This is a genomic window from Arthrobacter pascens (assembly GCF_017052465.1).
Lineage (GTDB): Bacteria > Actinomycetota > Actinomycetes > Actinomycetales > Micrococcaceae > Arthrobacter > Arthrobacter pascens.
This window is the reverse complement of the sequence record NZ_JAFHKT010000150.1, coordinates 118,914-142,489: the sequence shown is the minus strand read 5'-3', so window position 1 is coordinate 142,489 and position 23,576 is coordinate 118,914. Positions and strand designations below refer to the sequence as shown.

The 23,576-nt window shown below is 67.5% G+C and carries 19 protein-coding genes; 9 read left to right on the top strand and 10 right to left on the bottom strand.

Annotated features, from left to right (window positions below):
- Positions 1 to 76 precede the first annotated feature (76 nt).
- From exaC to JYA52_RS18140, 4 genes are all read right to left on the bottom strand, one after another.
- Positions 77 to 1,600 (bottom strand): acetaldehyde dehydrogenase ExaC, encoded by a 1,524-nt coding sequence (gene exaC, locus JYA52_RS18155; RefSeq protein WP_205654644.1) that lies wholly within the window; start codon positions 1,598 to 1,600, stop codon positions 77 to 79.
- A gap of 173 nt (positions 1,601 to 1,773) precedes the next feature.
- Positions 1,774 to 3,165, bottom strand: a complete 1,392-nt coding sequence (locus tag JYA52_RS18150; protein WP_205654643.1) for a helix-turn-helix domain-containing protein — start codon at positions 3,163 to 3,165, stop codon at positions 1,774 to 1,776.
- Positions 3,166 to 3,377: 212 nt separating this feature from the next.
- Positions 3,378 to 4,823 (bottom strand): FAD-dependent oxidoreductase, encoded by a 1,446-nt coding sequence (locus tag JYA52_RS18145; RefSeq protein WP_205654642.1) that lies wholly within the window; start codon positions 4,821 to 4,823, stop codon positions 3,378 to 3,380.
- Positions 4,824 to 4,947: 124 nt separating this feature from the next.
- On the bottom strand, positions 4,948 to 5,946 hold the full coding sequence (locus tag JYA52_RS18140; protein ID WP_205654641.1) for a DNA topoisomerase IB: 999 nt from the start codon (positions 5,944 to 5,946) through the stop codon (positions 4,948 to 4,950).
- 105 nt (positions 5,947 to 6,051) lie between these two features.
- Here JYA52_RS18140 and rarD point away from each other — a divergent pair, with 105 nt between their 5' ends.
- On the top strand, positions 6,052 to 7,101 hold the full coding sequence (gene rarD, locus JYA52_RS18135; protein ID WP_205654640.1) for an EamA family transporter RarD: 1,050 nt from the start codon (positions 6,052 to 6,054) through the stop codon (positions 7,099 to 7,101).
- A 91-nt stretch (positions 7,102 to 7,192) separates the two neighbouring features.
- Here rarD and JYA52_RS18130 read toward each other — a convergent pair whose 3' ends face one another.
- The 3 genes from JYA52_RS18130 to JYA52_RS18120 all read right to left on the bottom strand — a co-directional run bounded on the left by JYA52_RS18130 (position 7,193) and on the right by JYA52_RS18120 (position 11,191).
- Positions 7,193 to 8,059 carry a universal stress protein gene (locus JYA52_RS18130; RefSeq protein WP_205654639.1) on the bottom strand — a complete coding sequence of 289 codons (867 nt, stop codon included), beginning with the start codon at positions 8,057 to 8,059 and terminating at the stop codon, positions 7,193 to 7,195.
- Between the two features lie 254 nt (positions 8,060 to 8,313).
- Positions 8,314 to 9,687 (bottom strand): 4-aminobutyrate--2-oxoglutarate transaminase, encoded by a 1,374-nt coding sequence (gene gabT, locus JYA52_RS18125; protein ID WP_205654638.1) that lies wholly within the window; start codon positions 9,685 to 9,687, stop codon positions 8,314 to 8,316.
- Between the two features lie 73 nt (positions 9,688 to 9,760).
- Positions 9,761 to 11,191: an aminobutyraldehyde dehydrogenase gene (locus tag JYA52_RS18120; RefSeq protein ID WP_205654637.1), complete on the bottom strand. Its 1,431-nt coding sequence runs from the start codon at positions 11,189 to 11,191 to the stop codon at positions 9,761 to 9,763.
- A gap of 143 nt (positions 11,192 to 11,334) precedes the next feature.
- Between JYA52_RS18120 and JYA52_RS18115 the strand changes: the two genes are divergently transcribed.
- Entirely contained in the window at positions 11,335 to 12,771 is a 1,437-nt protein-coding gene (locus tag JYA52_RS18115) for a PucR family transcriptional regulator (protein WP_205654636.1), read from the top strand.
- A 42-nt stretch (positions 12,772 to 12,813) separates the two neighbouring features.
- On the opposite strand, the gene JYA52_RS18110 is transcribed toward JYA52_RS18115, so the two are convergent.
- Positions 12,814 to 14,391 (bottom strand): CYTH and CHAD domain-containing protein, encoded by a 1,578-nt coding sequence (locus tag JYA52_RS18110; RefSeq protein ID WP_205654635.1) that lies wholly within the window; start codon positions 14,389 to 14,391, stop codon positions 12,814 to 12,816.
- Positions 14,392 to 14,534: 143 nt separating this feature from the next.
- On the opposite strand from JYA52_RS18110, the gene JYA52_RS18105 reads away from it, so the two are divergent.
- The 4 genes from JYA52_RS18105 (at position 14,535) to JYA52_RS18090 (ending at position 18,541) form a co-directional block, all read left to right on the top strand.
- Positions 14,535 to 15,794 carry an MFS transporter gene (locus tag JYA52_RS18105; protein ID WP_205654634.1) on the top strand — a complete coding sequence of 420 codons (1,260 nt, stop codon included), beginning with the start codon at positions 14,535 to 14,537 and terminating at the stop codon, positions 15,792 to 15,794.
- Positions 15,795 to 15,800: 6 nt separating this feature from the next.
- Positions 15,801 to 16,481 (top strand): FadR/GntR family transcriptional regulator, encoded by a 681-nt coding sequence (locus JYA52_RS18100; protein ID WP_205654633.1) that lies wholly within the window; start codon positions 15,801 to 15,803, stop codon positions 16,479 to 16,481.
- Positions 16,482 to 16,654: 173 nt separating this feature from the next.
- On the top strand, positions 16,655 to 17,230 hold the full coding sequence (locus JYA52_RS18095; protein WP_205654632.1) for a hypothetical protein: 576 nt from the start codon (positions 16,655 to 16,657) through the stop codon (positions 17,228 to 17,230).
- Between the two features lie 114 nt (positions 17,231 to 17,344).
- Positions 17,345 to 18,541, top strand: a complete 1,197-nt coding sequence (locus JYA52_RS18090) for an AI-2E family transporter (RefSeq protein ID WP_205654631.1) — start codon at positions 17,345 to 17,347, stop codon at positions 18,539 to 18,541.
- Positions 18,542 to 18,665: 124 nt separating this feature from the next.
- Here JYA52_RS18090 and JYA52_RS18085 read toward each other — a convergent pair whose 3' ends face one another.
- Positions 18,666 to 19,205, bottom strand: coding sequence for an ABC transporter permease family protein (locus JYA52_RS18085; protein ID WP_205654662.1), 540 nt, complete (start codon positions 19,203 to 19,205; stop codon positions 18,666 to 18,668).
- Between the two features lie 171 nt (positions 19,206 to 19,376).
- On the opposite strand from JYA52_RS18085, the gene JYA52_RS18080 reads away from it, so the two are divergent.
- The 3 genes from JYA52_RS18080 to JYA52_RS22560 all read left to right on the top strand — a co-directional run bounded on the left by JYA52_RS18080 (position 19,377) and on the right by JYA52_RS22560 (position 21,972).
- A complete protein-coding gene (locus JYA52_RS18080) occupies positions 19,377 to 19,667 on the top strand; it encodes a hypothetical protein (protein WP_205654630.1) in 291 nt (96 codons plus the stop codon).
- A gap of 7 nt (positions 19,668 to 19,674) precedes the next feature.
- Positions 19,675 to 20,502 (top strand): DUF1206 domain-containing protein, encoded by an 828-nt coding sequence (locus tag JYA52_RS18075; RefSeq protein ID WP_205654629.1) that lies wholly within the window; start codon positions 19,675 to 19,677, stop codon positions 20,500 to 20,502.
- Positions 20,503 to 20,580: 78 nt separating this feature from the next.
- The gene (locus JYA52_RS22560) at positions 20,581 to 21,972 is read left to right on the top strand and encodes an SRPBCC family protein (protein WP_240460521.1); all 1,392 of its coding nucleotides are present in this window, start codon (positions 20,581 to 20,583) and stop codon (positions 21,970 to 21,972) included.
- An 81-nt stretch (positions 21,973 to 22,053) separates the two neighbouring features.
- Here JYA52_RS22560 and JYA52_RS18065 read toward each other — a convergent pair whose 3' ends face one another.
- Positions 22,054 to 23,520: an FAD-dependent oxidoreductase gene (locus tag JYA52_RS18065; protein WP_205654628.1), complete on the bottom strand. Its 1,467-nt coding sequence runs from the start codon at positions 23,518 to 23,520 to the stop codon at positions 22,054 to 22,056.
- Between the last annotated feature and the right edge of the window lie 56 nt (positions 23,521 to 23,576).

Sequence of the window (23,576 nt, the reverse complement as noted above, 5' to 3'; positions counted from 1 at the left end):
CGGCTCAGTCCTTCCCGCAGCTCGCAAGCTCGCGGCGGGGCCCTCGGCCTGATCCTTCACGGGAGCGCCCCAATCCCTAGAAGAAGCCGAGCTTGTTCTCGTTGTAGCTGACCAGCAGGTTCTTGGTCTGCTGGTAGTGGTCCAGCATCATGGCGTGGTTTTCGCGTCCGATGCCCGAGGACTTGTAGCCGCCGAAGGCGGCACCCGCCGGGTAGGCGTGGTAGTTGTTGACCCAGACGCGGCCGGCCTGGATTTCCCGGCCCGCCCGGTAGGCAACGTTGCCGTTGCGGGACCAGACGCCGGCGCCGAGGCCGTAGAGGGTGTCGTTGGCGATGCCCATGGCGTCGCTGTAGTCGCTGAAGCGCGTCACGGACACCACCGGGCCGAAGATTTCCTCCTGGAAGATCCGCATCCGGTTGTGGCCTTCGAAGACGGTGGGCTGGACGTAGTAGCCGCCGGCCAGGTCACCTTCGAGCTGCGCGCGGGCGCCGCCGGTGAGCAGCTTGGCGCCCTCCTGCTTGCCGATGTCGATGTAGGAAAGGATCTTTTCCAGCTGGTCGTTCGACGCCTGGGCGCCGAGCTGGGTTTCGGTGTCCAGCGGGTTGCCCTGGATGATCTTCTCCACCCGGGCTATCGCGTCGGCCATGAAGGAGTCGTAGATGTCCTCCTGGACCAGGGCGCGCGACGGGCAGGTGCAGACTTCGCCCTGGTTGAAGGCGAAGAGCGTGAAGCCCTCCTGTGCCTTGTCGTAGAACGCGTCATTGGATTCGGCCACGTCGTTGAAGAAGATGTTCGGGCTCTTGCCTCCGAGCTCGAGGGTGACCGGGATCAGGTTCTGGCTGGCGTACTGGCTGATCAGCCGGCCGGTGGTGGTTTCGCCGGTGAAGGCGATCTTGCGGATCCGGGGGCTGGAGGCCAGCGGCTTGCCGGCCTCCACGCCGAAGCCGTTGACCACGTTGAGCACGCCCGCCGGCAGCAGGTCGCCGATGAGCTCCATCAGGACCAGGATTGACGACGGCGTCTGCTCGGCCGGCTTCAGGACCACGGCGTTGCCGGCCGCAAGGGCCGGTGCCAGCTTCCAGACGGCCATCAGGATCGGGAAGTTCCACGGGATGATCTGTCCCACGACGCCCAGCGGCTCGTGGTAGTGGTAGGCAGTGGTGTCGTCGTCGAGCTGTGAAAGGCGTCCTTCCTGGGCACGGACTGCGGAGGCGAAGTAGCGGAAGTGATCCGCGGCCAGCGGGATGTCCGCGTTCAGGGTCTCGCGGATGGGCTTGCCGTTGTCCCAGGACTCGGCGACGGCGAGCATCTCGGTGTTCTCGTCGATGCGGTCGGCGATCTTGTTCAGGATCGCGGCGCGCTCGGTGACGGACGTCTTGCCCCAGGACGGCGCGATCTTGTGCGCGGCGTCCAGGGCCAGTTCAATGTCCTCGGCCGTGCCGCGGGCCACCTCACAGAAGGGCTTGCCGGTGACAGGGGTGATGTTTTCGAAGTACTGGCCCTTGACGGGGGCAACCCATTCGCCGCCGATCCAGTTTTCGTAGCGGCCCTTGAACGTGACCTTCGAACCCTCGGCACCGGGCTGTGCGTAAACGGTCATTGCTGGCTCCTTTGCTCTGCAACATCGTGGCGGTCCGCAGGGTGACCGCCGTTGCACTCAGCGTAGGAGCGTGAAGGTTGCAGGCAGGTTGCAAGTGTGTGAGCCAGCTCACTGCCGGGGGTTTCGACAAGCTCAACCACCAGCGCCCGATGATTGAGCCCGTCGAAATCCGGTCAGGCGCTCAGTTCCGTCTCCAGCCGTTCCAAATCAGCGACGACGGCGGCCCGCTTGGGCGAGCGCGGCGGCAGGAGCTTTAACGCGGCGAGCCGGACGCCGACGTCGTCCCTCGCCTCCGGCAGTTCGGCGTACCTGAGCAGGGACTCGGCGCTGCCGTCCGTCAGGACGGCCTCGCGCAGCAGCGAGGACACCCGTCCGCGCAGCTCCACGATGCCCGGCGCCTCGGACCGCGGAAGCACGGCGCCGCGGTAAATCTCAAGGGCGATCCGGTGCGCTCCGCGCTGCAGGCAGCTGAGCACCTGTCCGCTGTCCGGCACCAGGTCCATGGCCAGCCTGTACGGGCGGGACTCCGGCACCGCCGCAGGGTTCAGCCCCTGGAGGACCTTGCGGAGGCGGACCATCTCCGCGCGCAGCGTCATGGTGGAGCCGTCGCCCGGATAGAGCAGGACGCTGAGTTCCTCGGCGCTGAGGCCGTCCGGGTGGGTGCTGAGCAGGGCCAGGATTTCGCTGTGCCTGGCCGACAGCGCGACGGTCCGGCCTTCGATGCTGAGCAGGGCCTGGTCGCGGCCCAGCAGCTGCAGGCTGTTGCGGTACAGGCTGCCTTCCGCCGCGGAACCGGCGCCGTCAGCCCTGCGGGCAGCGGAAGCCGGCGCCCGCCGTCGGGAAGCCGTCCTCGTGGCTTTGGCGGCGGCCAGCTGGAGCCGTTCGACGCGCAACTGCGCCTGGGCGGCAGCAACCGTGGCCTCAACGAGCGACAAGGTGTGCGGAGCCACCGCAGATTCCGTGCCGGTGATGTCCACGACGCCCAGCAGCGCGCCGGAATCCGGGTCCTGGAACGGCACGGCGGTGCAGCTCCACGGGTGCACGGACCGTTTGTAGTGCTCGGCACCGGAGATCTGAATGCCGCGGCCCAGGGCAAGCGCAGTTCCCGGGGCACTGGTTCCCACCATGGCCTCGGACCAGTCGGCGCCGGGAACGAACATCATGCCCTCCGCCCGCCGTTGCATCACGGGGTCGCCCTCGACCCAGAGGAGCCGGCCCACATCATCGCCGACGGCAACCAGCAGGCCGCTCTCGTGACTGGGCTGGATGAGGAGCTTCTGGATCACGGGCATGATGGCGGCGAGGGGGTGCTGGCGGCGGTATGCCTCGAGCTCCTCCCCGTCCATGGCCAGCGGCGCCTCGGGAACGTCCGGGTTGGCCTGCAGCCGGGCCGAGCGCTGCCATGACTCACGGATAAGCCGGCGCAGGCCGGGAATTTCCGGCGCATCCGGAAAGGCGTGGGCGTCGAGCTGCTCATGGGCTGCCAGGGCATGCCGCTGGGCCAACTCCGCGGCGTCTTGCCCAGCTTTGCCGCGGGTTGCTGCCGGCTGGATCAGGCTCCTCATCGAACTCCCGTTGCCACACAGTTGATTGCGCCTGTTTTGGCGCTGTCGCCGGGCACGGCCCCTTGGTGGACCGCGCGCTCCGTCCGGCAAGTCTAATGGCGCCCGCCTCCCGCCCGCCAGAGAAGCGCGAACGTACACTTATGGCCCCACGGACCGGGGCCTCAAGTGTACGTTCGCGCTGTCCTGCGGGCGTTGGGATGGTTCTGCGGGCGTCAGGCGCGGGAGATCTCGATCATTTCCTCGCGCGGCACCACTTTGATGCGTTCACGCACGACGCCGTCAGCCCCCGCGGATTCGGTCCACGCCGCACCGAGGGCTGCCTCGTGCGCGTTCAGCCGGTTCCAGCCCTCCCACGTGGTGTACTCGATGCCGCGTTCCTCGAGCAGGTCGATGATCGCCTGCGGGTCCGGGTTTTTCGCAGGCGGCAGCGTCAGCCGGTCCTCGAGGAGGAAGCCGATGGTCTCCAGGGCGTCGCCCTTCGTATGCCCGATCAGGCCGACGGGCCCGCGCTTGATCCAGCCCGTGGCGTAGATGCCGGGGACGGGGTTCCCTTCCGCATCGAGCACCCGGCCGCCCTCGTTGGGGATGACCCCGCGCCTGGCGTCGTATTCCAGTTCGTCCAGCGCGGAGCCGTGGTAGCCGATGGCGCGGTAGACGGCCTGCACCGGGTAGTCGATGAACTCCCCCGTACCCTTGACGTTTCCGGTTCCGTCCAGCTGCATCCGCTCAAACTTGATGCCCGCCACCTTGCCGGACCCGCCGTCGTCGCTATCGCTTCCATATATCTCGACGGGGCTGTGCAGAAAGTGCAGGTGCAGGCGGCGGGAGGACGGCTCCTCAGCCTCGGCATGCTCTTCCACGAGCCAGTTGGTCATGGTGTTCACCATGGTCTTGGTCTGGTTGTTGCGGCGGATCGCCTCGTCCGAGGCTTCATCAAACTCAAAGTCCTCCGGGTACAGCACAATGTCCACGTCGCGGGCGTGGCTGAGTTCGCGAAGCTCCAAGGGCGTGAACTTGACCTGCGCCGGGCCGCGACGGCCGAAGACGTGCACGTCCGTGACCGGCGAATTCTTCAGGCCCTTGTACACGTTGTCCGGGATCTCGGTGACGAGGAGCTCATCGGCGTGCTTGACCAGCATCCGCGCCACGTCCAGCGCCACGTTGCCGTTGCCGATCACGGCGATTTCCTTGGCATCCAGCGGCCAGTCGCGCGGAACGTCGGGGTGGCCGTCGTACCAGGAGACGAAGTCCGCGGCGCCGAAGGAACCCTCCAGATCGATGCCGGGAATGTCCAGGTCGGCGTCCTTGATGGCACCGGTGGAGAAGATCACGGCATCGTAGAAGGCCCGGAAATCGTGCAGGGTGAGGTCCCGGCCGTAGGTGACGTTGCCGAGGAAACGGATGTCGCCGCGGTCCAGGACCTTGTGGAGCGCGTTGACGATGCCCTTGATGCGCGGGTGGTCCGGGGCAACGCCGTAGCGGATCAGGCCGTAGGGCGCCGGGTAGGCCTCGAAGAGGTCGATGCTGACCTCGAAGTCGCCGCCCTTCACTTCGTTGGATTTGGTCAGGATGTCCGCAGCATAGACACCGGCAGGTCCGGCGCCGACAATCGCGACGCGGAGCGGCCTCTGGGAGGTGGATTCAGCTGAGTTGGACACCGGGAGCCCTTCTGGAACGGAGACTGCGCCTGTTCATCCTGCGCGCAGTTTCCAATTCTAATTGTCCGTGTGATCGTGCGGTGAACCCGTGACGCGGCGGGTCAGCCGGCCAAGCCAAGGGCAATCAGCCGCTCTTCGTCAGCGGCACGACGTCGCCCTCCCCGTACAGCAGGGCCCGCAGTTCGGATTCCGCGGAGTTCAGCCGACGGGGGTCGATCGTTTCGCCGGCCGCGAAGTGATCCAGCATGCGCGGATCCACGTAGCTTTTCCGGGCGATCGTCGGCGTGTTCCCCAGTACGGCGGCGGCCTCCTGCATGGCCACGCTGACGGCGCCCTTCCTGGCCGCCACCTTCTTCTGCGGTCCGCTCCGGGCCAGGCTGACGGCTGCCGCGACGGTGCCATGAAGGGTCCGGAAATCCTTGGCGGTGAAGTCTGATCCGGTGCGTTCCTTGACGTAGCCGTTGATGTCGGCGCTGGTCACCGGATGCCATGTCCTGCCGTCCTTGTAGGCGAGCAGCCGGGCGTTGCCGCCGCGCCGCTTCAGCACGCGCACCAGGGCGGCGAGGTCCGCGTCGAAGATCTCCGAGTCCCAGTTTTTGCCGCTCTTGGCCGGAAAGCTGAGCTGCACGCGGTCCTTCCTGACCTGCACGTGCGCACAGAGCAGCGTGGCCAGGCCGCGGCTGCCGTTCTCGTTCGTATAGCGTTCGGAGCCCACCCGCAGGGATCCGCTGTCCAGCATGCGAAAAGCGGCGGCGAGGACGCGCTGGCGGGTGACGCCGTCGCTCCTCAGGTCCATGGTGACCATCCGGCGGGCAGTGGGCAGCGACTCCGCGAGCTGGAGTGCGCGGTCGAACTTCACCCGGTCCTTCCGCTCGCGCCAGGCCGGATGGTAGATGTACTGCCGGCGACCCACCGAGTCAAGGCCGGTGGCCTGGATGTGGCCGTTCTCAAAAGGGGCGATCCACACGTCGGTCCAGGCCGGCGGGATGCCGATGCTTTCCAGCCGGTCCCGGACGGGCCCCGGCGGCAGCGTTGACCCATCGAGGTCCCGGTAGCTGAACCCCTTGCCGGCTGCCACCCTGCGGTAGCCGCGGCCGGAGGCGTTGCTGTGGCGCAGCCTCATCGCGCCTCATCCTGCCCGCTCAACATGCTCATAATGGAAAGCCTACTGACTATTCCGGTGATACCGCTGCCCGCCGGACGGAATACCGCAGCGCCACGTGGTGTTATGGGTCTTGTGCCTACGCCTGACGGATCCGTTTCCTCCGCTGTACCTCATGCCGCGCCGCCCGCCGCAAAGCCGCCGGCGGTGACGGCCTCGGCCGGGCCCGCCGGCCTGAAGGCCGTGGACAAGGACACGACGGCGGGAGTCCTGTTCGGCATCGGCGCCTACGGTCTCTGGGGGCTGCTCCCCCTGTACTTCTTCGTGCTGCAGCCGGCCGGCGCCGTCGAAATCGTGGCCAACCGGGTGGTCTGGTCCCTGCTGTTCTGCGCCCTGCTGATCACGGTCACGAGGACGTGGGGCGTGCTGGCCGCGGCCTTCCGGAACCGCTCCGTGCTGGGCACCCTCACCGTTGCCGCCGCGTTGATTGCCGTGAACTGGCTGACCTATACGTACGGGGTGACCACCGGACAGGCCGTCGAAGCCTCGCTGGGCTACTTCATCAACCCGCTGGTCTCGGTCCTGCTCGGGGTGTTCGTGCTGAAGGAAACGCTCCGCCCCCTGCAGTGGGCCGCCGTCGGAATCGGCTTCATTGCCGTGGCCGTGCTTACGGTTTCCTACGGCAAACTGCCGTGGATCGCGCTGACATTGGCTGTCAGTTTCGGTCTGTACGGGTTCGTCAAGAAGCGCGTGGGTCCCAAGGTGGGGGCCATCACGAGCCTCACGGTTGAGACGGTGGTGCTGACGCCCCTGGCCGCGGCCACCATGATTTTCCTGGCCGTCAGCGGGAGTGCCACCCTGGCCAGCAACGGCCCCGGACACTTCTGGCTGCTCGCCGCATCCGGCATCATCACCGCCGTGCCGCTGCTCTTCTTCGGTGCGTCCGCCCGCAGGCTGCCGATGACCACGATCGGGCTGCTGCAGTACTTCGCGCCCGTGCTGCAGTTCGTCGTTGCCCTGGCCGTCTTCCGGGAAGCGATGACCCTGGACCGGTGGATCGGCTTCGGCGTCGTCTGGCTGGCACTCCTGGTGCTCACCGTGGACATGCTCGCCACAGCCCGCAAGAACTCCGCGGCCCGCAAGCTCGCCCTCCGGGAAGCGCGAACGGACACTTAAGCCCCCCGCCCCCGCGCGAACGGACACTTATGGCCCCTCCGGCCGCATTTTTGGGGCCTTATCTGCCCGTTCGCGCTAAGCCCGGCAGGTCCTAAGGCGCCGAGTCGATCACATCGTAGTCGCGCGGGACAACCACCATGGGCACCGGAAGGGCCCGCAGCACCTTGTTGGCCGTGCTGCCCAGGAATATGCGGTTCTTCTCCGCCAGGCGCGAGGACCCCACAATCAGGATCTCGCCGTCGTCCCATTCGAGGCCGTCGATCGCCTCCTCGATGCTGCGCCCATGCGCCACCGCCACGCTGACCTCATGGCCCGCGGGAACTTTCCCGGACGCGGCGGTCAAAACGGTGTTGGCATGGATGTGCGCGGCGTTGATTGCTTCCCCGGAGTCCCCTGCGGCGTCCAGTTCCACGAGCGACACCAAACGCAGCGGCACGCCGCGCCTCTTGGCCGCATTAATGGCGGTCTCGATGGCGGCCTCGGCCCCGGCGCGGCGGCCCACGGCGAGAGTCAGGCGGGTAATCGGAGCCGTCCGCTGGTATCCCCGCGGGGCGAGGGCCACCGGCACCGGCGAGGCGTGCAGCAGTGCGTTGGCCACACTCCCCACGGTGTACCGCTTGAAGAGGCCGGCGCTGGCGGCACCCACGGCTATCAGCCCGGCCTTGAACTCCACGGCCGCATCGATCAGCCCGCCGGCAAAGGATTCGGCCTCGCGCACGTGGAATGTGGCGGGAAGGCCTTGGGGAATCAGGCCCAGCCCCTGCCGTTCAGCCGCCAGCACCTCCTGCTCCCGGGCGTTCACCCTGCTGCCCTCCGGGTTCAGCGCCACGTACGGGGCACCCTTTTTCACTACATAGACAAGGTCCAGGTGTGCGCCCTGGGCCAGGGCCAGCGACGTGGCGAGCGCGACGGCGTCCGCGCCGCGCTCGGTGGGTGTGTAACCGACTACGTATCGCATGCAAAACCCCTCTTCGGGTGAGGCAGACTTCGGCCCCGCCGGATCCCCGGCGGCACACCCCGGCCTGCGGTGTGAAGTGCAGTGGTGAGGATGACTTTACCCCCGGATACGACGGCGGGCCGGGCACCTTTTGGTACCCGGCCCGCCGTCGTCGTCCGCGCCCCGCGCGAACGTGCAGATAATGCCCTGTTTCGCGCCTTTTGAGGGCATTATCTGCCCGTTCGCGCTCCCGTTCGCGCTTGTGGGAGGTGGGGTTAGGCGTTGGCCTTGATGGCGGCGGCGAGCACTTCGAGGCCGTCCAGCAGGAGCTCGTCGCTGATGACCAGCGGGGGCAGCAGGCGGATGACGTTGCCGTACGTGCCGCAGGTCAGGATGATGACGCCTTCCTTAAGGCAGGCGGCGGCAACGGCCTTGGTGAGTTCCGGGTTGGGCTCCTTGGAACCGGCCTGGACCAGCTCGATGGCCAGCATGGCACCGCGGCCGCGGATGTCTCCGATCACGGAACCTCCGGCGCCGCCGGGAAGCGCAGCTGCAAGTTCGCGGAGGCGGCCCACTGCCACTTCCTCGATGTGCTTGGCGCGGGCGTTGAGGTGGTACTCCTCCATGGACCCGATGGAAGCAAGCGCCGCGGCGCAGGCCACCGGGTTACCGCCATAGGTACCGCCCAGGCCGCCCGGGTGGACGGCGTCGAGCAGGTCGGCGCGGCCCGTGATCGCGGACAGCGGCATGCCGCCCGCAATGCCCTTGGCCATGGTGATGATGTCCGGAACGACGCCCTCGTGGTCGACCGCGAACCATTCACCGGTGCGGCAGAAGCCTGACTGGACCTCGTCGGCGATGAAGACGATGCCCTTTTCCTTGGCCCACGCGGCCAGCGCCGGCAGGAAGCCTTCGGCCGGGACGATGAAGCCGCCCTCGCCCTGGATCGGCTCGATGATGATCGCGGCAACGGATTCGCCGCCGATCTGCTTCTCGATCATGGTGATGGCACGCTTGGCGGCCTCGGCACCGGTGATCGCGGGGTTTTCCTCGCGGTACGGGTAGCTCATCGGCATGCGGTAGACCTCGGGCGCGAACGGTCCGAAGTTGGTCTTGTACGGCATGGCCTTGGCGGTCAGCGCCATGGTCAGGTTGGTGCGGCCGTGGTAGGCGTGGTCAAAGGCGACGACGGCGTCACGTCCGGTGGCGAGGCGGGCCACCTTGACGGCGTTTTCCACGGCTTCGGCACCGGAGTTGAACAGGACGGTGCGCTTTTCGTGGTCGCCCGGGGTGAGCCGGTTCAGCTGTTCGGCGACGGCGACATAGCCCTCGTAGGGGGTGACCATGAAGCAGGTGTGGGTGAAGTGCTCCACGGCCTCCTTCACGGCCCCGACGACGGCGGGATCGGACGCGCCGACGCTGGTCACCGCGATGCCTGAACCGAGGTCGATGAAGGAGTTGCCGTCGACGTCGTGGATGATGCCGCCGTCGGCGTCTGCCACATAGACGGGAACGCTGGACGCGACGCCGGCGGCGACCACAGCCTTGCGGCGTTCGGTCAGGGCCACGGACTTGGGGCCCGGGAAGTCGGCCTGGACGCGGCGCTTCTGCTCGAGGCGGTAGGTGATTTCGTTGGCAGTGGTGGTCATGGGGAGGCCTTTCGGTACCTGGTGATTGAGCCTGTAGAGATCTTTGGTTTCGACAGGCTCAACCAGCGAATTGTTAAGAGTCGAGAGCGCTCATGACGTGCTTGATGCGCGTGTAGTCCTCGACGCCGTACATGGAGAGGTCCTTGCCGTAGCCGGACTGTTTGAACCCGCCGTGGGGCATTTCGGCGGTGAGCAGGATGTGGGTGTTGATCCAGACCGCACCGAAGTCAAGGTCGCGGCTGAGCCGCATGGCGGTGCCGTGGTCGGAGGTCCAGACGCTGGACGCGAGGGCGTAGTCGACGTCGTTGGCCATCTCCACGGCTTCCTGTTCCGTGCTGAACTTCTGCACGGTGATGACGGGGCCGAAGGTTTCCTTCTGCACGATGTCATCGGTCTGCTTGGCCCCGGTGACGATGGTGGGCTCGAAGAAGTAGCCCCTGTCCCCGGCGCGGTGGCCGCCGGTTTCGATCCGGCAGTTGGCCGGCAGGTGTTCAACGACGGAGGTCACCGCGTTGAAGTGGTTGACGTTGTTCAGCGGACCGAAGTAGTTCTCTGCGTCGTTTTGCGAGCCGGTGTGCAGCGTCTTGGTGTGTTCCACCATGGCTGCCACGACGTCGTCGTGTACTGAATCCTCGACAAGCACGCGCGTGATGGCGGTGCAGTCCTGGCCGGCGTTGAAGAAGGCGAACTCGGCGATGGCCGCGGCGCTCTTCTTGATGTCCGCATCCTTGAAGACAATGGCCGGAGCCTTGCCGCCGAGCTCCAGGTGGGCGCGCTTGAGGCCCTTGGCGGCGCCGGAGGCGACGGCGATGCCGGCCCGGACGGAGCCGGTGATGGAGACGAGGCCGGGGACCTTGTGCTCCACCATCATGGCGCCGGTTTCGCCGGTGCCGAGGACGACGTTCAGGACGCCGGCCGGGAAGATGTCCTTGGCCAGCTTCGCCAGCACCAGGGTGGATTCCGGTGTGGTGTCCGAGGGCTTGAGCACCACAGTGTTGCCGGCGGCGAGCGCGGGGCCGATCTTCCAGATGGCCATGAGGAAGGGGTAGTTCCACGGCGCCACCTGGGCCACGACGCCGATGGGTTCGCGGCGGACGAAGGATGTGTGGCCCTCGAAGTATTCGCCGGCCGACTTGCCTTCGAGGATGCGGGCAGCACCGGCGAAGAAGCGCAGCTGGTCGGCGCCGGCGGCTACTTCCTCCGAGGCGATCAGTGAGCGCACCTGCCCGGTGTTGCGGTGCTGCGCTTCCACGAGCTCGTCGCTGTTCGCCTCGACGGCGTCCGCGAGCTTGAGGAGCATGAGCTGGCGCTGGCCGGGCGTGGTGCGCTTCCAGGTCTTGAAGGCGTCCTTGGCGGCCGCCATGGCGGCATCGACGTCTGCCGCAACCGAGATGGGCGACTTGGCCACGACGTCACCAGTCGCCGGATTCACGATGTCAAGAAGTCCGGTGCCCGCGGGCGTCACGAACTCGCCGTTGATGAAGTTCTGCAAGGTTTGAACCACGGTGTACAACCTCTTTCGTCCCGAATGATTGTGATGCAGCTGCTTTGAGCCTATTCCAGCCCGCCACCCCGGGGAATAGCCACCTGCACACCTTTGACGCGGGGCTTTAGTGCGATCGGCCAGCCACCGGCTACCCTTGATCCATGGCAATTTCCCTCGCGGCCCTCCTCGCCGTGCAGTCTCTGGGGCTCAAAAAATCCAGCCTCGCGGAAACCACTTCGCACCAGGACATCCGCTGGGTTGCGGTCACCGAACTGGAGGACCCGCAGCGCTTCCTCAACGGCGGCGAACTCGTGCTGACCACCGGGCTCCGGATGAAAAGTGCGCCCGAGCAGCGCCGCTTTGTCCGCCAGGTCCAGCGCGCCGGCGCGGTGGGAATCGGTTTCGGCGTGGGTCTGACGCACGACGCCGTTCCGCCGGCTTTGGTTGCAGAGGCGAACCGCTGGGGGCTGCCCGTGGTGGAGGTGCCGTACGGCACGCCCTTTATTGCCATCAGCAAGCTCGTGGCGGATGCGCAGTCCGCCGACCACTATTCCAAGCTGGAACGGCTCATCGCGGGCCACCAGATCCTGGCCCGCGCGCTGCTCACGGGTGGCGGGCTGTCCGAACTGCTCAAGCACCTCGGCGGCATGCTGCGCACCGACATCGTCCTGACCCAGTTCACGGCCGAGCTGTACAACAGCAGTGCCGCAGCGCCGGACGCCCACTCCTGGGCTTCCTACCCGATCCCGACCGGCCGCCGCGACGCCTGCACCCTGTGGGTGAGGCAGCCGTTCGAGGACTCCGGCATCATCGGCTACGCGCAGAACCTCATCAGCGTGGAGCTGAACAACATGGTCAAGCAGCGCCAGGCCGAGCGGGCACTGTGCGGCCAGGTACTGGAGGACGTGATCCACGGAACGCTGGACCCCAGCGAAGCCACCCGCCGTCTGGCAGGGACCGGAATCAACAGCACCCGGAAGAACGTGGTGCTGCTGGCCGGTTCCGAGGCGCACCACAAGCAGTTGGTGACCTCATCGCTGCCGCGGGCACTCGAGAAGGCGGTGACCGCCGTCGTCGGTAAGGACCTGATCACGGTGATCGCCGACGACGGCCGCGGCGCCACTGCGCTGGCCCGGAGCCTGAGCGACCATCTTGCCGAGGCAGGAATCCATGCGACGATCGGCATCGGCGGCGCCTACACGAAGCCAAACGGGTTGCGCTGGAGCTACTTCGAGGCCCGCGACGCCGCGAGCCACGGACTGCCTGTCAACGAGCCGGAGCGGCTCAGCCTGACGTCGCTGCTGCTGGCGAGCGAGGACGTGCCGCTCGCGGACATGGCCAATGAATCGCTGAATCCGCTGCGGACGTTCGATGCCGCGCACGGGGCCGAACTGATGACCACGCTGGAGAGCTACCTGACCAACAACGGTTCGGTGGCTGCCGTGGCCGAAGCCCTGACCCTGCACCGGAACACGGTCCGCTACCGCTTGGCCCAGATCACCGAACTCACCGGCTACGACCCCTCCGTCACCGCCGACCGTGTCCAGCTGTGGCTCGCCCTCGCGGTCTCCCGGCTCGGATCGCGGCACCAGGGGTAGTCAGGGGTGGGCCCCCTCCGGCGGCCGTAAGGCTAGCTACGGCTAGCCGACCCCGCGCTTCAGCAGCTTCCGCGCCTTCCGCCTGGCCTTGCGGTACTTGGCTTCGGTTCGGGCGATGATCCTGGCCTCCGTCTCGAGCAGGGAGCCATAGCCGGCGACGGCCTGCTCCGGAAGCTCCGGACCGCGGACCATCTTGTCCAGGAGGGTCCGCGCCACCACGCTGTCGTGGTGGTCGCCCAGGATCTTCTGCTGGCGGCGGGCGGCCTTGGCCAGCTTGGCTGCCCGCTTCCCGTAGAGCGGCTCGGCCGATTCCGCCGCGTGCCGCAGGCGTTTGGCGTCCTTGCGCACCTGGTGCAGCGCGGTTTCATGCCCCGGGCTCGTCTTCTCACGCTTCGCCGCCTTGTGCGAACGGCGCAGCCGCTTGACTGTCTTTTTCACCCGCTTGCCCGCCACGGTTCCGGCGGGCGCAGACGCAGCCGGGCGGACCGGCGGGTTGTCCCGGAAGTCCTCCAGGTCATCCAGCAGCCGGAAGTAGCGGTCTGCCATGAGAACTTCCTGCACTCTCCGGTAGCCGGCATCGAACCTGCGGCCCAGTTCGCGCTCCAGCCTGCCGTTGACCGCGCTGGCCTGCTCCGGAGGCAGCTCGGCAACGTGGGTACGCAGCCGCTCACGCATCACTTCGGAGTCACGGGGCGATCCGAGGATGCCGCCAAGCCACTGGAGTTCGTCGCGCAGCCTCCGGACCGGCGCGGCCCTGAACAGTTTGCGGTAGACCGCCAGGGCGGAGCGCATGCGCCGCGCGGCGGAGCGCATTTGGTGGACGGCGTCGGGCTCCTCCAGCCGCACGGCAGGATCGGTCGCCAGGAGCTCCCTGACTTGCTCACCCAGGTAGGCGATCACGACGCCGGAGGCCGGCAGCTGCTTTGCGGCCGCCTTCCCGCCCGGCTGCTGTCCCCCGTTCCCGGCGGTGCCCGCCGGAGCCTCTTCCCCCCGCGCCCTCGCCAGTTTGGACGCATGCGCCGCCGGCCTCGCGCCGGTCTCGGCGAGCGCGGCGGCGGCGGCAGCGAACAGGTCCGGGTCCCCGTGGACGAGCTCGAGTTCCCACTCGCGCCATTCCTGCTTCCGCCCCGCGCTGCCCAGGGTTTCGGCCTCCACCCTGTCGTCGGCAAAGTCGGCCAGGTGCACGCCGCCCTGCCCGTACAGCGCGTGGGTGGTGCGCCTGGTCTGCAGCCGGGCGGCGGGTGCCGGCTCGGCGCCGCGGAGGTAGACATGCAGGTGGGCCAGGAGTTCCCCGGGGACGACGGCGGCCTGTCCCAGCGGCGCATGGATCTCCCGCCGCTGCCGGGGTGCCTGCTCTGCACCGGACTCTGTACCGGATTCCGTGTCGTATTTCGCCGGCAGTTTAAGGTGCCAGCCGGCGTCGGCTCCGCCCGTGCGGCGCCGGAGGGTGATCCGGCGGGAGGCCAGGATGAAGTCGTCCGTGTCGAAATAGACCGCCTCCAGGTCGGCGTCGGACGGCTCCCCCACCCGTTCCACTCCGGGTATCGCGTGCAGTGCCGGGAGCGCGGTGTCGGGGTCGACGTCGTACTTCTTCTCGGTTTCAAGGCCCTCGGAAGTCATGGCCGTACGGCATCCTTTCGCGTCGGTGGCCCGCGGTCGGCCCCCTGTGTCGGTGTGCCCGAGTCTATTCGTCCCGCCGGGGGGCCGCGAGAGATTTGCCACAAAACCCTAGACATCAAACGTCTAACGTCTAACGTTAAGGAATGACCTCCGTTTCTTCAGCTCCCGCGGCGACCGCTGCCCGCCCGCCCAAGGCGCGCGCCGCCGTCGTCGTCAGCGTTATTGCGCTGGTGCTGATCGGATTGAACCTCCGGGCGGGCATCACCGGCGCGTCGGCGCTGTTCCACGATCTTCAGCTGGTGCTGGGCTACGGCCCGCTGGTGGCGTCAGTGATCCCGTCCATTCCCACGCTGTGTTTCGCGCTGGCGGGGGCGGCGACGTCGTGGCTCACGGGCCGGCTCGGCGTCGAGAAGTCCATCCTGCTGTGCCTCGCGATGCTGGCCGCCGGGCTGCTGGTCCGCGGCATCCCCTCCACCGGCATGCTGCTGGCCGGGACGGTGCTGGGGATGTCCGGCCTGGCGGTCTGCAACGTGGCCATGCCGTCATTCATCCGCGAGCATTTCGCCCATCGCACCTCCCTCATGACCGGCCTCTACACCGTGACCATGACCACCGGGGCCACCGTCACGGCCGTGGCCGTCGTGCCTCTGGCCCAGCTGCTCGGCTCGCCGTCCGCGGGCCTGGGCGCGATCGGCATTCTCGCCATGACCGCTTTCCTGGGCTTCCTGCCCGTGGCACTGCACGCACACCGCAACAGTGTCCGCGGGACGTCGGGCCACGTGTCGCCGTGGCCGCTGCTGCGGACCCGCAAGGGGGCGCTGCTCACGGCCATCTTCACGCTGCAGGCGCTGCTGGCGTACGCGCTGCTGAGCTGGTTCCCGTACATGCTCACCACCATGGGCCTCAGCGCCGCGGACAGCGGCCTGATGTTCGGACTCATGCAGCTGGTTTCGGTTCCGGCCGGCATGGTGCTGATCGCCATCGGCTCCCGGCCCCGCATGCTGCGCCCGGCCTTTTACCTGGTCAGCGTCACCATGGTGATTGGGGTGGCCGCGCTCCTCTTCCTGCCGGTATCCCTCGCGGCCGTCCCGGCTGTGCTGCTCGGCTTCGGGCTCGGCATCTTTCCGCTGGTCATGGTGATCATCAGCCGCAGCGGCCGGGACACTGCCGAAACCACCGCGCTCTCCACACTGGCCCAGTCCACCGGCTACCTCCTGGCCACCGTGGGTCCGTTTGGCATGGGCCTGCTGCACAGCTCGACCGGAGGCTGGACGCTGCCGCTGGCGTTGCTGCTGGCGATTGCCCTGGCCCAGATCGTTGTGGCCCACCACCTCACTGCCAGAAGCACTGCCAAAAGCACCGCCAAAAGCACCGCCAAAAGCACCGCCAAGACGAAAGGCTAGGACGCCATGACGCTGAGCACCTCGCACCGCCAGCCGCTGGCCGACGAAATCACCGCCAAACTCCGCGAAATGGTCCACTCGGGAGAGTGGCCGCTGCAGCAGCGGATCCCCTCCGAGACAGAGCTGATGGCCGGTCTGGGCGTCTCACGCGGCACGCTCCGCGAGGCGATCAAGGCCCTGGCCCACAGCGGCATGCTCGAGGTCAGGCGCGGTGACGGCACGTACGTCCGCGCCACCAGCGAGATTTCCGGCGCCGCCCGCCGCATGTACCAGGACCACACCGAGGAGCACATCCTCGAGGTGCGCGTGGGGCTGGACACCCAGGCCGCCCGCCTCGCCGCCCGCAACGCAACGGCCGACGACGTCGCCGCCCTGCGCGCGTTGCTCGCCGACCGCGAAGCCGCCTGGAACGCGGCCGACTACGCGGCCTGGGCCCGCGCCGACTGGGGCTTCCACGAGCGCGTGGCGCACGCCTCCGGCAACCCGCTGCTGTACGAGCTCTACGCCAGCTTCGGCGAGGTCTTCCACAACGACCTGCTGAAGCAGCACGGGCGCCCCGGATTCCAAGGCCTGCCGCGCGAGGGCCACGAACGGCTCGTGGACGCCATCGCAGCGCACGATGCTGACGAGGCCGTGGCCAGTGTGAACCGCAACCTCAATTCCTGCGCCGAATGGCTGAGGGAGTAACCCTGTAGTCATCCCCCACATAGGGGGACCATTTGTGGGGGTGAAAGCCCGTTTCACAGGTTTTTTCCAAGGTTTTCCCAAGGTCCCGGTTCGATCCTCAACTTAGCGGTTTACCTCGCGGCAGCATCCGCCACCCATAGGCAACGGTCCTTTCAGGCAGTTGGAGGTAGGCCATGACGTACAGTGCAGCCGCGGGCCGCAGGTTCCCCCGGAAAGCCCACAAATCATCCCGCCGGCTGGTCGGGATCCTCTGCGCCGCCGCCGCGGCGGCCTGGGTGCTCGCCGTCGTCCTGGGGCTGTCCGTCACAGTCGAGGGACCGCCCCGCGTCCTGAGCCTGTCCGTCCACATCCTGGCGATGGTGCTGGCGTTCGGCGCCATCCTGCTGGTGGACTGGCATGGTTTTCTGTGGCTGATCGGCAGGCGTGAACTTGCCGAAACGATCCGCCTGGACGGCGCCGCCGGCCCCTTGATCTGGTCGGGCACGGCGGTCCTGCTGTTCACGGGCGCCTTCCTGAGTCCGGACCTCAGCAACCCTTTGACCGTCGTGAAACTGGCGGCCGTGCTGGTGCTGATGCTGAACGGCATCATGCTGATTCCACTGATGCGACGCCTCGTGGTCATGCCGCCCACGACGACCTTCGCGGCCCTGCCCATAGGCCAGCGCATCCACATGCTGCTGTGTTTGGGCATCTCGCAGTTGTGCTGGTGGGCGGCCATCGTGATCGGCTTCGTCAACGCTGAGTTCTGACGCTCCAGGGGTCTGCCGGGCGCGGGTTTCCCCGCCATCCTTTACATCAGTAGGCTTACTATCTGATTGGGGAGCTAGACGCTGTCCACTGCCCGCTGATTACTAGGAGTTCCCATGGCCCGCGCAGTACGACTGTCCGAGCAAGAATTGCCTCGAGACCACGATCACGCCGGCAAGGACGCAGCCCGGCCGGCCAACACAGCCCCAGCAGAAACGAAACCGTCGCGCGAACTCTGGACCGACAGCCTGGGCCGGGTGGGCACCCGGTCCGCCCAGATACTGCTGATCCTCACCGTCGCCAGCGTGTCGGTGTACGCCCTGCTGCAGATCAGGCTGCTGGTCATCCCGACCATGATTGCCCTGATCCTGGCGGCCGCCATCGGCCCGTTCGTGAACATGCTCCGCCGCAGGGGTCTGCCCGGCGCCGTGGCCACGGGCATAGCGTTCGTGGCACTGCTGGTGCTGCTGGCCGGCGTCACCACGGTGATTGTCATGTCGGTCCGCAGCCAGTGGAACGAGCTGGTGCAGCAGGCCGCGTCCGGCCTCGACGAACTTGAAAAGTTCCTCCTCACCGGGCCGTTCCCGCTGGACCGTGAGCAGCTGAACCAGGCCAGGGAAGGCATCATCCAGTTCGCCACCAGCAGCCAGGTCCGGTCCGGCGCGATTTCCGGCCTGTCCGTGGTCACCGAATTCATTGCCGGCGCCACCCTCATGGCGGTGATCCTCTTCTTCTTCCTGAAGGACGGCGCGAAGATCTGGAACTTTTTCCTCCGACCCTTCAGCGGCCAGCGGGAGGCGAAACTCCGCCGGGCAGGACGCCGCACGCTGGAAGTACTCGGCGGCTATGTCCGCGGAACGGCCATCGTGGCACTGGTGGATACGGTGGCAATCGGCGCGGCACTGCTGATCCTGCAGGTCCCGCTGGCCATTCCGCTGGCCATCATCATCTTCATGGGCGCCTTCATCCCGCTGGTCGGGGCGACCGTGGCCGGCATCCTGGCAGCGCTCGTGGCGCTCGTCGCCAACGGGCCGGTGGTCGCCCTGATCGTCGTTGCCGTGGTCATCGCCGTGAACCAGCTGGAGGGCGACCTGCTGCAGCCGGTCGTCATGGGCAAATCCCTCCAGCTCCACGCCCTCGTCATCCTCATGGCGCTCACTGCCGGCACCATCCTCGCCGGCATCATCGGCGCTGTCCTGTCAGTTCCGATCGCGGCCGTGGTCTGGGCCGTGATCCAGGTGTGGACGGCCGAGGATCCCAACCTGGAACCGATGAACCCCGACCTGCCGCCGGCGAACAGCCAGCCGGTGTAGCGGCTTTCGCCACCGCTCACGCGGCGCACACGACGACGGCGGCCGGCTCCCCTCGCGGGGGGAACCGGCCGCCGTCGACGTTCCCTTCGTCAGCCAGCCAAGGTTCTGGTGCTGATCGCCGGCGTTAGCGGTCGCGGAGGCCCTTGAAGACATTCTTGGGCCGCTGCATCTCGCCGTGCTTGGCTCCGAGCACGATGACCGAGGCCGCGAATGCGGGGATGGCCCACTGCAGCACCTTGAGCTGCTTCTGCGCGGCCTGCAGTTGGTCCGACGCTCCGGGCTGCGGCTCGGTGGCGCCTTCCGCACCCTCGTCCGCCAGCTTCTCGACCTTCTTCCCCAGGATCCCTGCATACAACGTGACGGCGGCGCCCGCCAGGGTTGCTGCCGTCTTGTAGAGGGTGTCAGCACCCACGCCGTCCTGCTTGGCGATCCGCTCCCTGTTCTCCCAGGCGATGGCCAGGTCCGCCACGAGGTGGGTGGCGAAGGCCGCCGTCTGAATGGGCGCCCACTTCATCCAGCCCACGCTTGAGAGCCGGGTGCGCTCCGCGGGGTCCTTGGCTTCCGCGGCGGCTCCGTTCAGGCCAATGGCGCCCATGAGCGAACCGCCGAACCAGGCCGCCGCCGTCAGGTCGTGAACGGAGCGTGCCAGTAGATTTCCTGCCATGATGTGCTTCCTTACGTAGAGGTCAGATCGGGGAACGATGGCTTCCACGCCGCCTTCGGGATTGCCCGCGGACAGCAGCCACACCAAAGTCATGGTGTGCATATGGTAAGCACACTTACTAATGTTACGGAAGCCCGTAATAGCACCGCCTCTGCGCGTAAAATCAACGCCATGGAAGCAACGGGAACACTGTTCGGCTGGGCCTTTGGCGACTCCGCCCGCGAGGACGACGAGAAATACGTGGAGGAGCTCCGGCAGGAAGCGCTGGAAAATGCCCGGCAGGCCGCCGCGGCGAGAGGCTTTGGCGTCGAGCCCGGGTCGGAGGGCTACGCGGTGCTCAGAGCCGGTGACACGCTCGTGGAGCTCGACACCGCGCCGGACACGCTCGTGGTCCGTTGCACCGTGAAACTGACCGGCGAAGGAGCCGACAGGGTCCATGCCGAAGGACCCATGAACGGCTAGCGAAGCCATGACGGACAAGGCGAGCCCGATCGACGAAGCGGCCGACGCCGCTGAGGCGGCGTCGAACACCAAGGCGCTGGACGTCGTCGCGCGTTCAGGGTTTGCCGTTATGGCGCTGCTCCACATCGTGGTCGGCGCCATCGCCATCGCGCTGGCACTGGGCGCTCCGGGCCAGGCCGAGGCCACCGGGGCAATCGAGCAACTGGCCGCCAATCCGTGGGGACCCGCCGTCATGTGGGCGGGAATGATCGCATGCTGTGGCCTCGCCCTCTGGCAGTTGAGCGAGGCCACGCTCCGTGCCCGCCATTTGCCGACGAAGGAGAGAATCGGCAAACACATATCCTCCGGGTTCTTGGCCGTCGCCTATGGCAGCGTCGGGTTGAGCTTCGGCGGTTTTGCGGTGGGCCTGCGCGGCGATTCCGGCGAGTCAACCAAGGACGTCAGCGCGGCACTCCTGGCCACACCGTTGGGCACGGTCGTCCTGAGCGCGCTCGGCCTCACCATCATGGGCGTGGGAGTCTACTTCATCGTGAAAGGCGTCCGGCGGGGGTTCAAGGAGGAACTTTTCCATTTTGAGGGCACCCGGAGGGGAATGCTCATTGATTCCCTGGGCGTGACGGGCCACGTTGCGAAGGGCATCGCACTGATCCTGGCCGGTTTGCTCTTCGTCATCGCCGCCGCCAAACACAGCCCGGAAGAATCCACCGGCCTGGACGGCAGCCTCAAAGCCCTGCGGGACCACCCGTATGGTCCCTACCTGCTGCTGGCGATCGGCGCCGGCTTTATTTGCTACGGCATTTTCGCCTTGGTCAGGTCAAAGTTTGGTCGGATGTGACCCGCCTGGAGGCGGCCCGGTACAAGTCACCGGGTGGAAGTCACAGCCCCGGACGTGAAGCAACGAGGAAGGGCACATATGACGCACGAAGCACGTGAAGGGGCCGCGCTGGCCGGCCAAGGAAGCGAACTGGCCGGCCGGGCGTTCGCCGCCGTCTTCAAGGCCATCAAGGCCCTCCGTCCGGACCGGCCGATTCATCCGCGGGGCATCAGCCTCGTCGGCGAGCTGACCAGGCACGGCCTTCAGGATGGCCCGGCCGGCAGCATGCCCGCCGGCATGCCCGCGGGGGCGCCCGGCAGCATGCCCGGCGGACGCAGCGGTATCAGCTGGCTCGACGCTCCCGGCACCGACCAGGTGCGGGCCCGGTTCTCCCGCTCTGTAGGTCTTCCGGATGCTCTCCCCGACATCCTGGGCCTCGCCCTCCGCATTGGCGCCGGTCCGGGCGCGGCGGACGTCCTGCTCGCGACCACCGGCTGGGGTTTTCCCGCGCGGTTCCTGCTGCTTCCGAGGCTGGACGTCGGCGCCGCCCGGTTCAGCACACTTATGCCGTACCGGGGAGCAGACGGGCCGGTGTTGTTGGGCCTGCGGACCTTTTCGCTGCCGCCCCGGGCCACCGGCCGCGCCGAGACCGGCGGCGGCTTCAGGGATGCCCTGGCCGAGGGTCGGTGGGTCCTCGCTCTGTCCTTCGCCACGCCCGCGGGCCGCTGGGTCCATGCCGGCACGCTGACACTCAGGGCGGATCCGGACCAGGAGGACACTCCCGCCCGCTTCGACCCGCTCCAACACCCGTTGCAGGGTGCCGGCACCTACGCCTGGGCGCGGCGCCTCCGGGAGCACTCGTACCGCACGGCCCGGGGTCCGGAGCCGCAGAATCCGGCGCCGCAGAGTCCGGCTGCCAGGATACCCAGCGTTCTCAGGCCCAGGGTTCTGACGCCCCGGCTTCTGACACCGCGCCAGTCCGGCCGGCGGCGGGCTGACCAGAACTCCACGCTTCAGCATCCCGCCCCGCACCAGCACGAGAGGAAACCGATGGCCACCGTCACCCAGGTCTATAACTCCCCCGCAGCAGACGTCTGGAGGGTGATCGCCGATGGCTGGCTCTACTCCGGGTGGGTGGTCGGCGCCTCGAGGATCCGCGCCGTCGACGCCCACTGGCCGGAGGTCGGCTCGCGGCTCCACCATTCCGTGGGCGCGTGGCCGCTGGTGATCGATGACAGCACCAGAGTCACTGCCGTTGAGCCGGGCAAGTCGCTGGAACTGATCGCCCGCGGCTGGCCCATGGGCGAGGCCAAGGTGCTGATCACGCTGGAGGACATGGGCACCCAGTGCCGGGTCACGATGGCCGAAGACGCGGTCCGCGGCCCCGGCCTGGCGGTTCCCAAAGTGCTGAGGGATCCGCTCATCACGGTGCGCAACCGCGAAACCCTGAAGCGGCTCGAACTCATGGCCGCCGGGGGCGCAGGCCGCTAACGCCCAAGCGCGAACAGGCAGCTATTGACGTCAAACACGGGGTTTGCGGTCAATAGCTGCCTGTTCGCGCTGGTGAAGGAACTAGACGCTGGCGGCAACTCCGTCGCGGGAGATGGCAACCATGTCCTCGCGCGGCACCACCTTGATGCGCTCGCGCTTGACCTCGACGCCGTGCGATCCGCCGGCCGCGGTGGCTTCGGCGCCCAGGGCGAGTTCGTGGGCATCCAGGGCCAGCCAGCCTTCCCAGCTGGTGTACTCCACGCCGCGGCTTTCCAGGAGGTCGACGACGGCGCTGGCGGCAGGTGCCTCGGCAACCGGCAGGTTCTCGCGGTCTTCCAGCAGGTAGGTTACGGTCTCGAGCGCATCGCCCTTGGTGTGGCCGATCAGGCCGACGGGGCCGCGCTTGATCCAGCCGGTGGCGTAGATGCCCGGCACGTGCTCGCCGGACGCGTCCAGGACACGGCCCCCGGCGTTCGGGACGACGCCCTTCTTGTGGTCGAACTCGATCTCCGGCAGGGCGGAACCGAAGTAGCCGATCGCGCGGTAGACGGCCTGCACCGGGTAGTCGATGTACTCGCCGGTGCCGCGGGCGTTGCCCGTGCCGTCCAGTTCGGTGCGTTCAAACTTGATGCCGCTGACGCGCCCGGGGTTCTCGGCGTCGTCGTAAATTTCCACCGGGCTGTGCAGGAAGTGCAGGTGCAGGCGGCGGGAGGCCTTGAGCTCGGAGACGTCCTCGGGCTGCTCGGCGATCCAGTTGGTGAGCGTGCCAACCATGGTCTTGGTCTGGTTGTTGCTCTGGATCTGGCGGTCGGATTCCTCGTCGAACTCGAAGTCCTCCGGGTACAGGATGATGTCCACGTCCTTGGAGTGGGACAGCTCGCGCAGCTCCAGCGGGGTGAACTTGACCTGGGCCGGGCCGCGGCGGCCGAAGACGTGGACGTCCGTGACGGGCGATGCCTTCAGGCCGGCGTAGACGTTGTCCGGGATCTCGGAAACCAGGAGGTCGTCGGCGTGCTTGGACAGGACGCGCGCCACGTCCAGTGCCACGTTGCCGTTGCCGATCACGGCGATTTCCTTGGCGTCCAGCGGCCATTCGCGGGACACGTCCGGGTGGCCGTCGTACCAGGAGACGAAGTCGGCGCCGCCGTAGGAGCCCTCGAGTTCGATGCCGGGGATGTTCAGGTCCGCGTCCTTGATGGCGCCGGTGGCGAAGATGATGGCGTCATAGTGGGTGCGGAGGTCCTCGATGGACAGGTCCGTGCCGTAGTCAACGTTGCCGAAGAACCTGATGTCGCCGCGGTCCAGGACCTTGTGCAGGGCGTTGACGATGCCCTTGATGCGCGGGTGGTCCGGGGCAACGCCGTAGCGGATCAGGCCGTAGGGCGCCGGGTAGCGGTCAAAGAGGTCGATGCTCACGGTCAGCTCGCCGCTCTTGACGGCCTCGCTCTTGGTGAGGATGTCCGCGGCGTAGACGCCGGCCGGGCCGGAGCCGATGACGGCCACACGCAACGGGCGGGCAGCGGATCCTACGGTGGTGCTGGTTGACACGGCTGTGTTCCTTTTCTTCTGCATCGGTTGCTCCGTAATGGTCCTTGTGAGGCTTC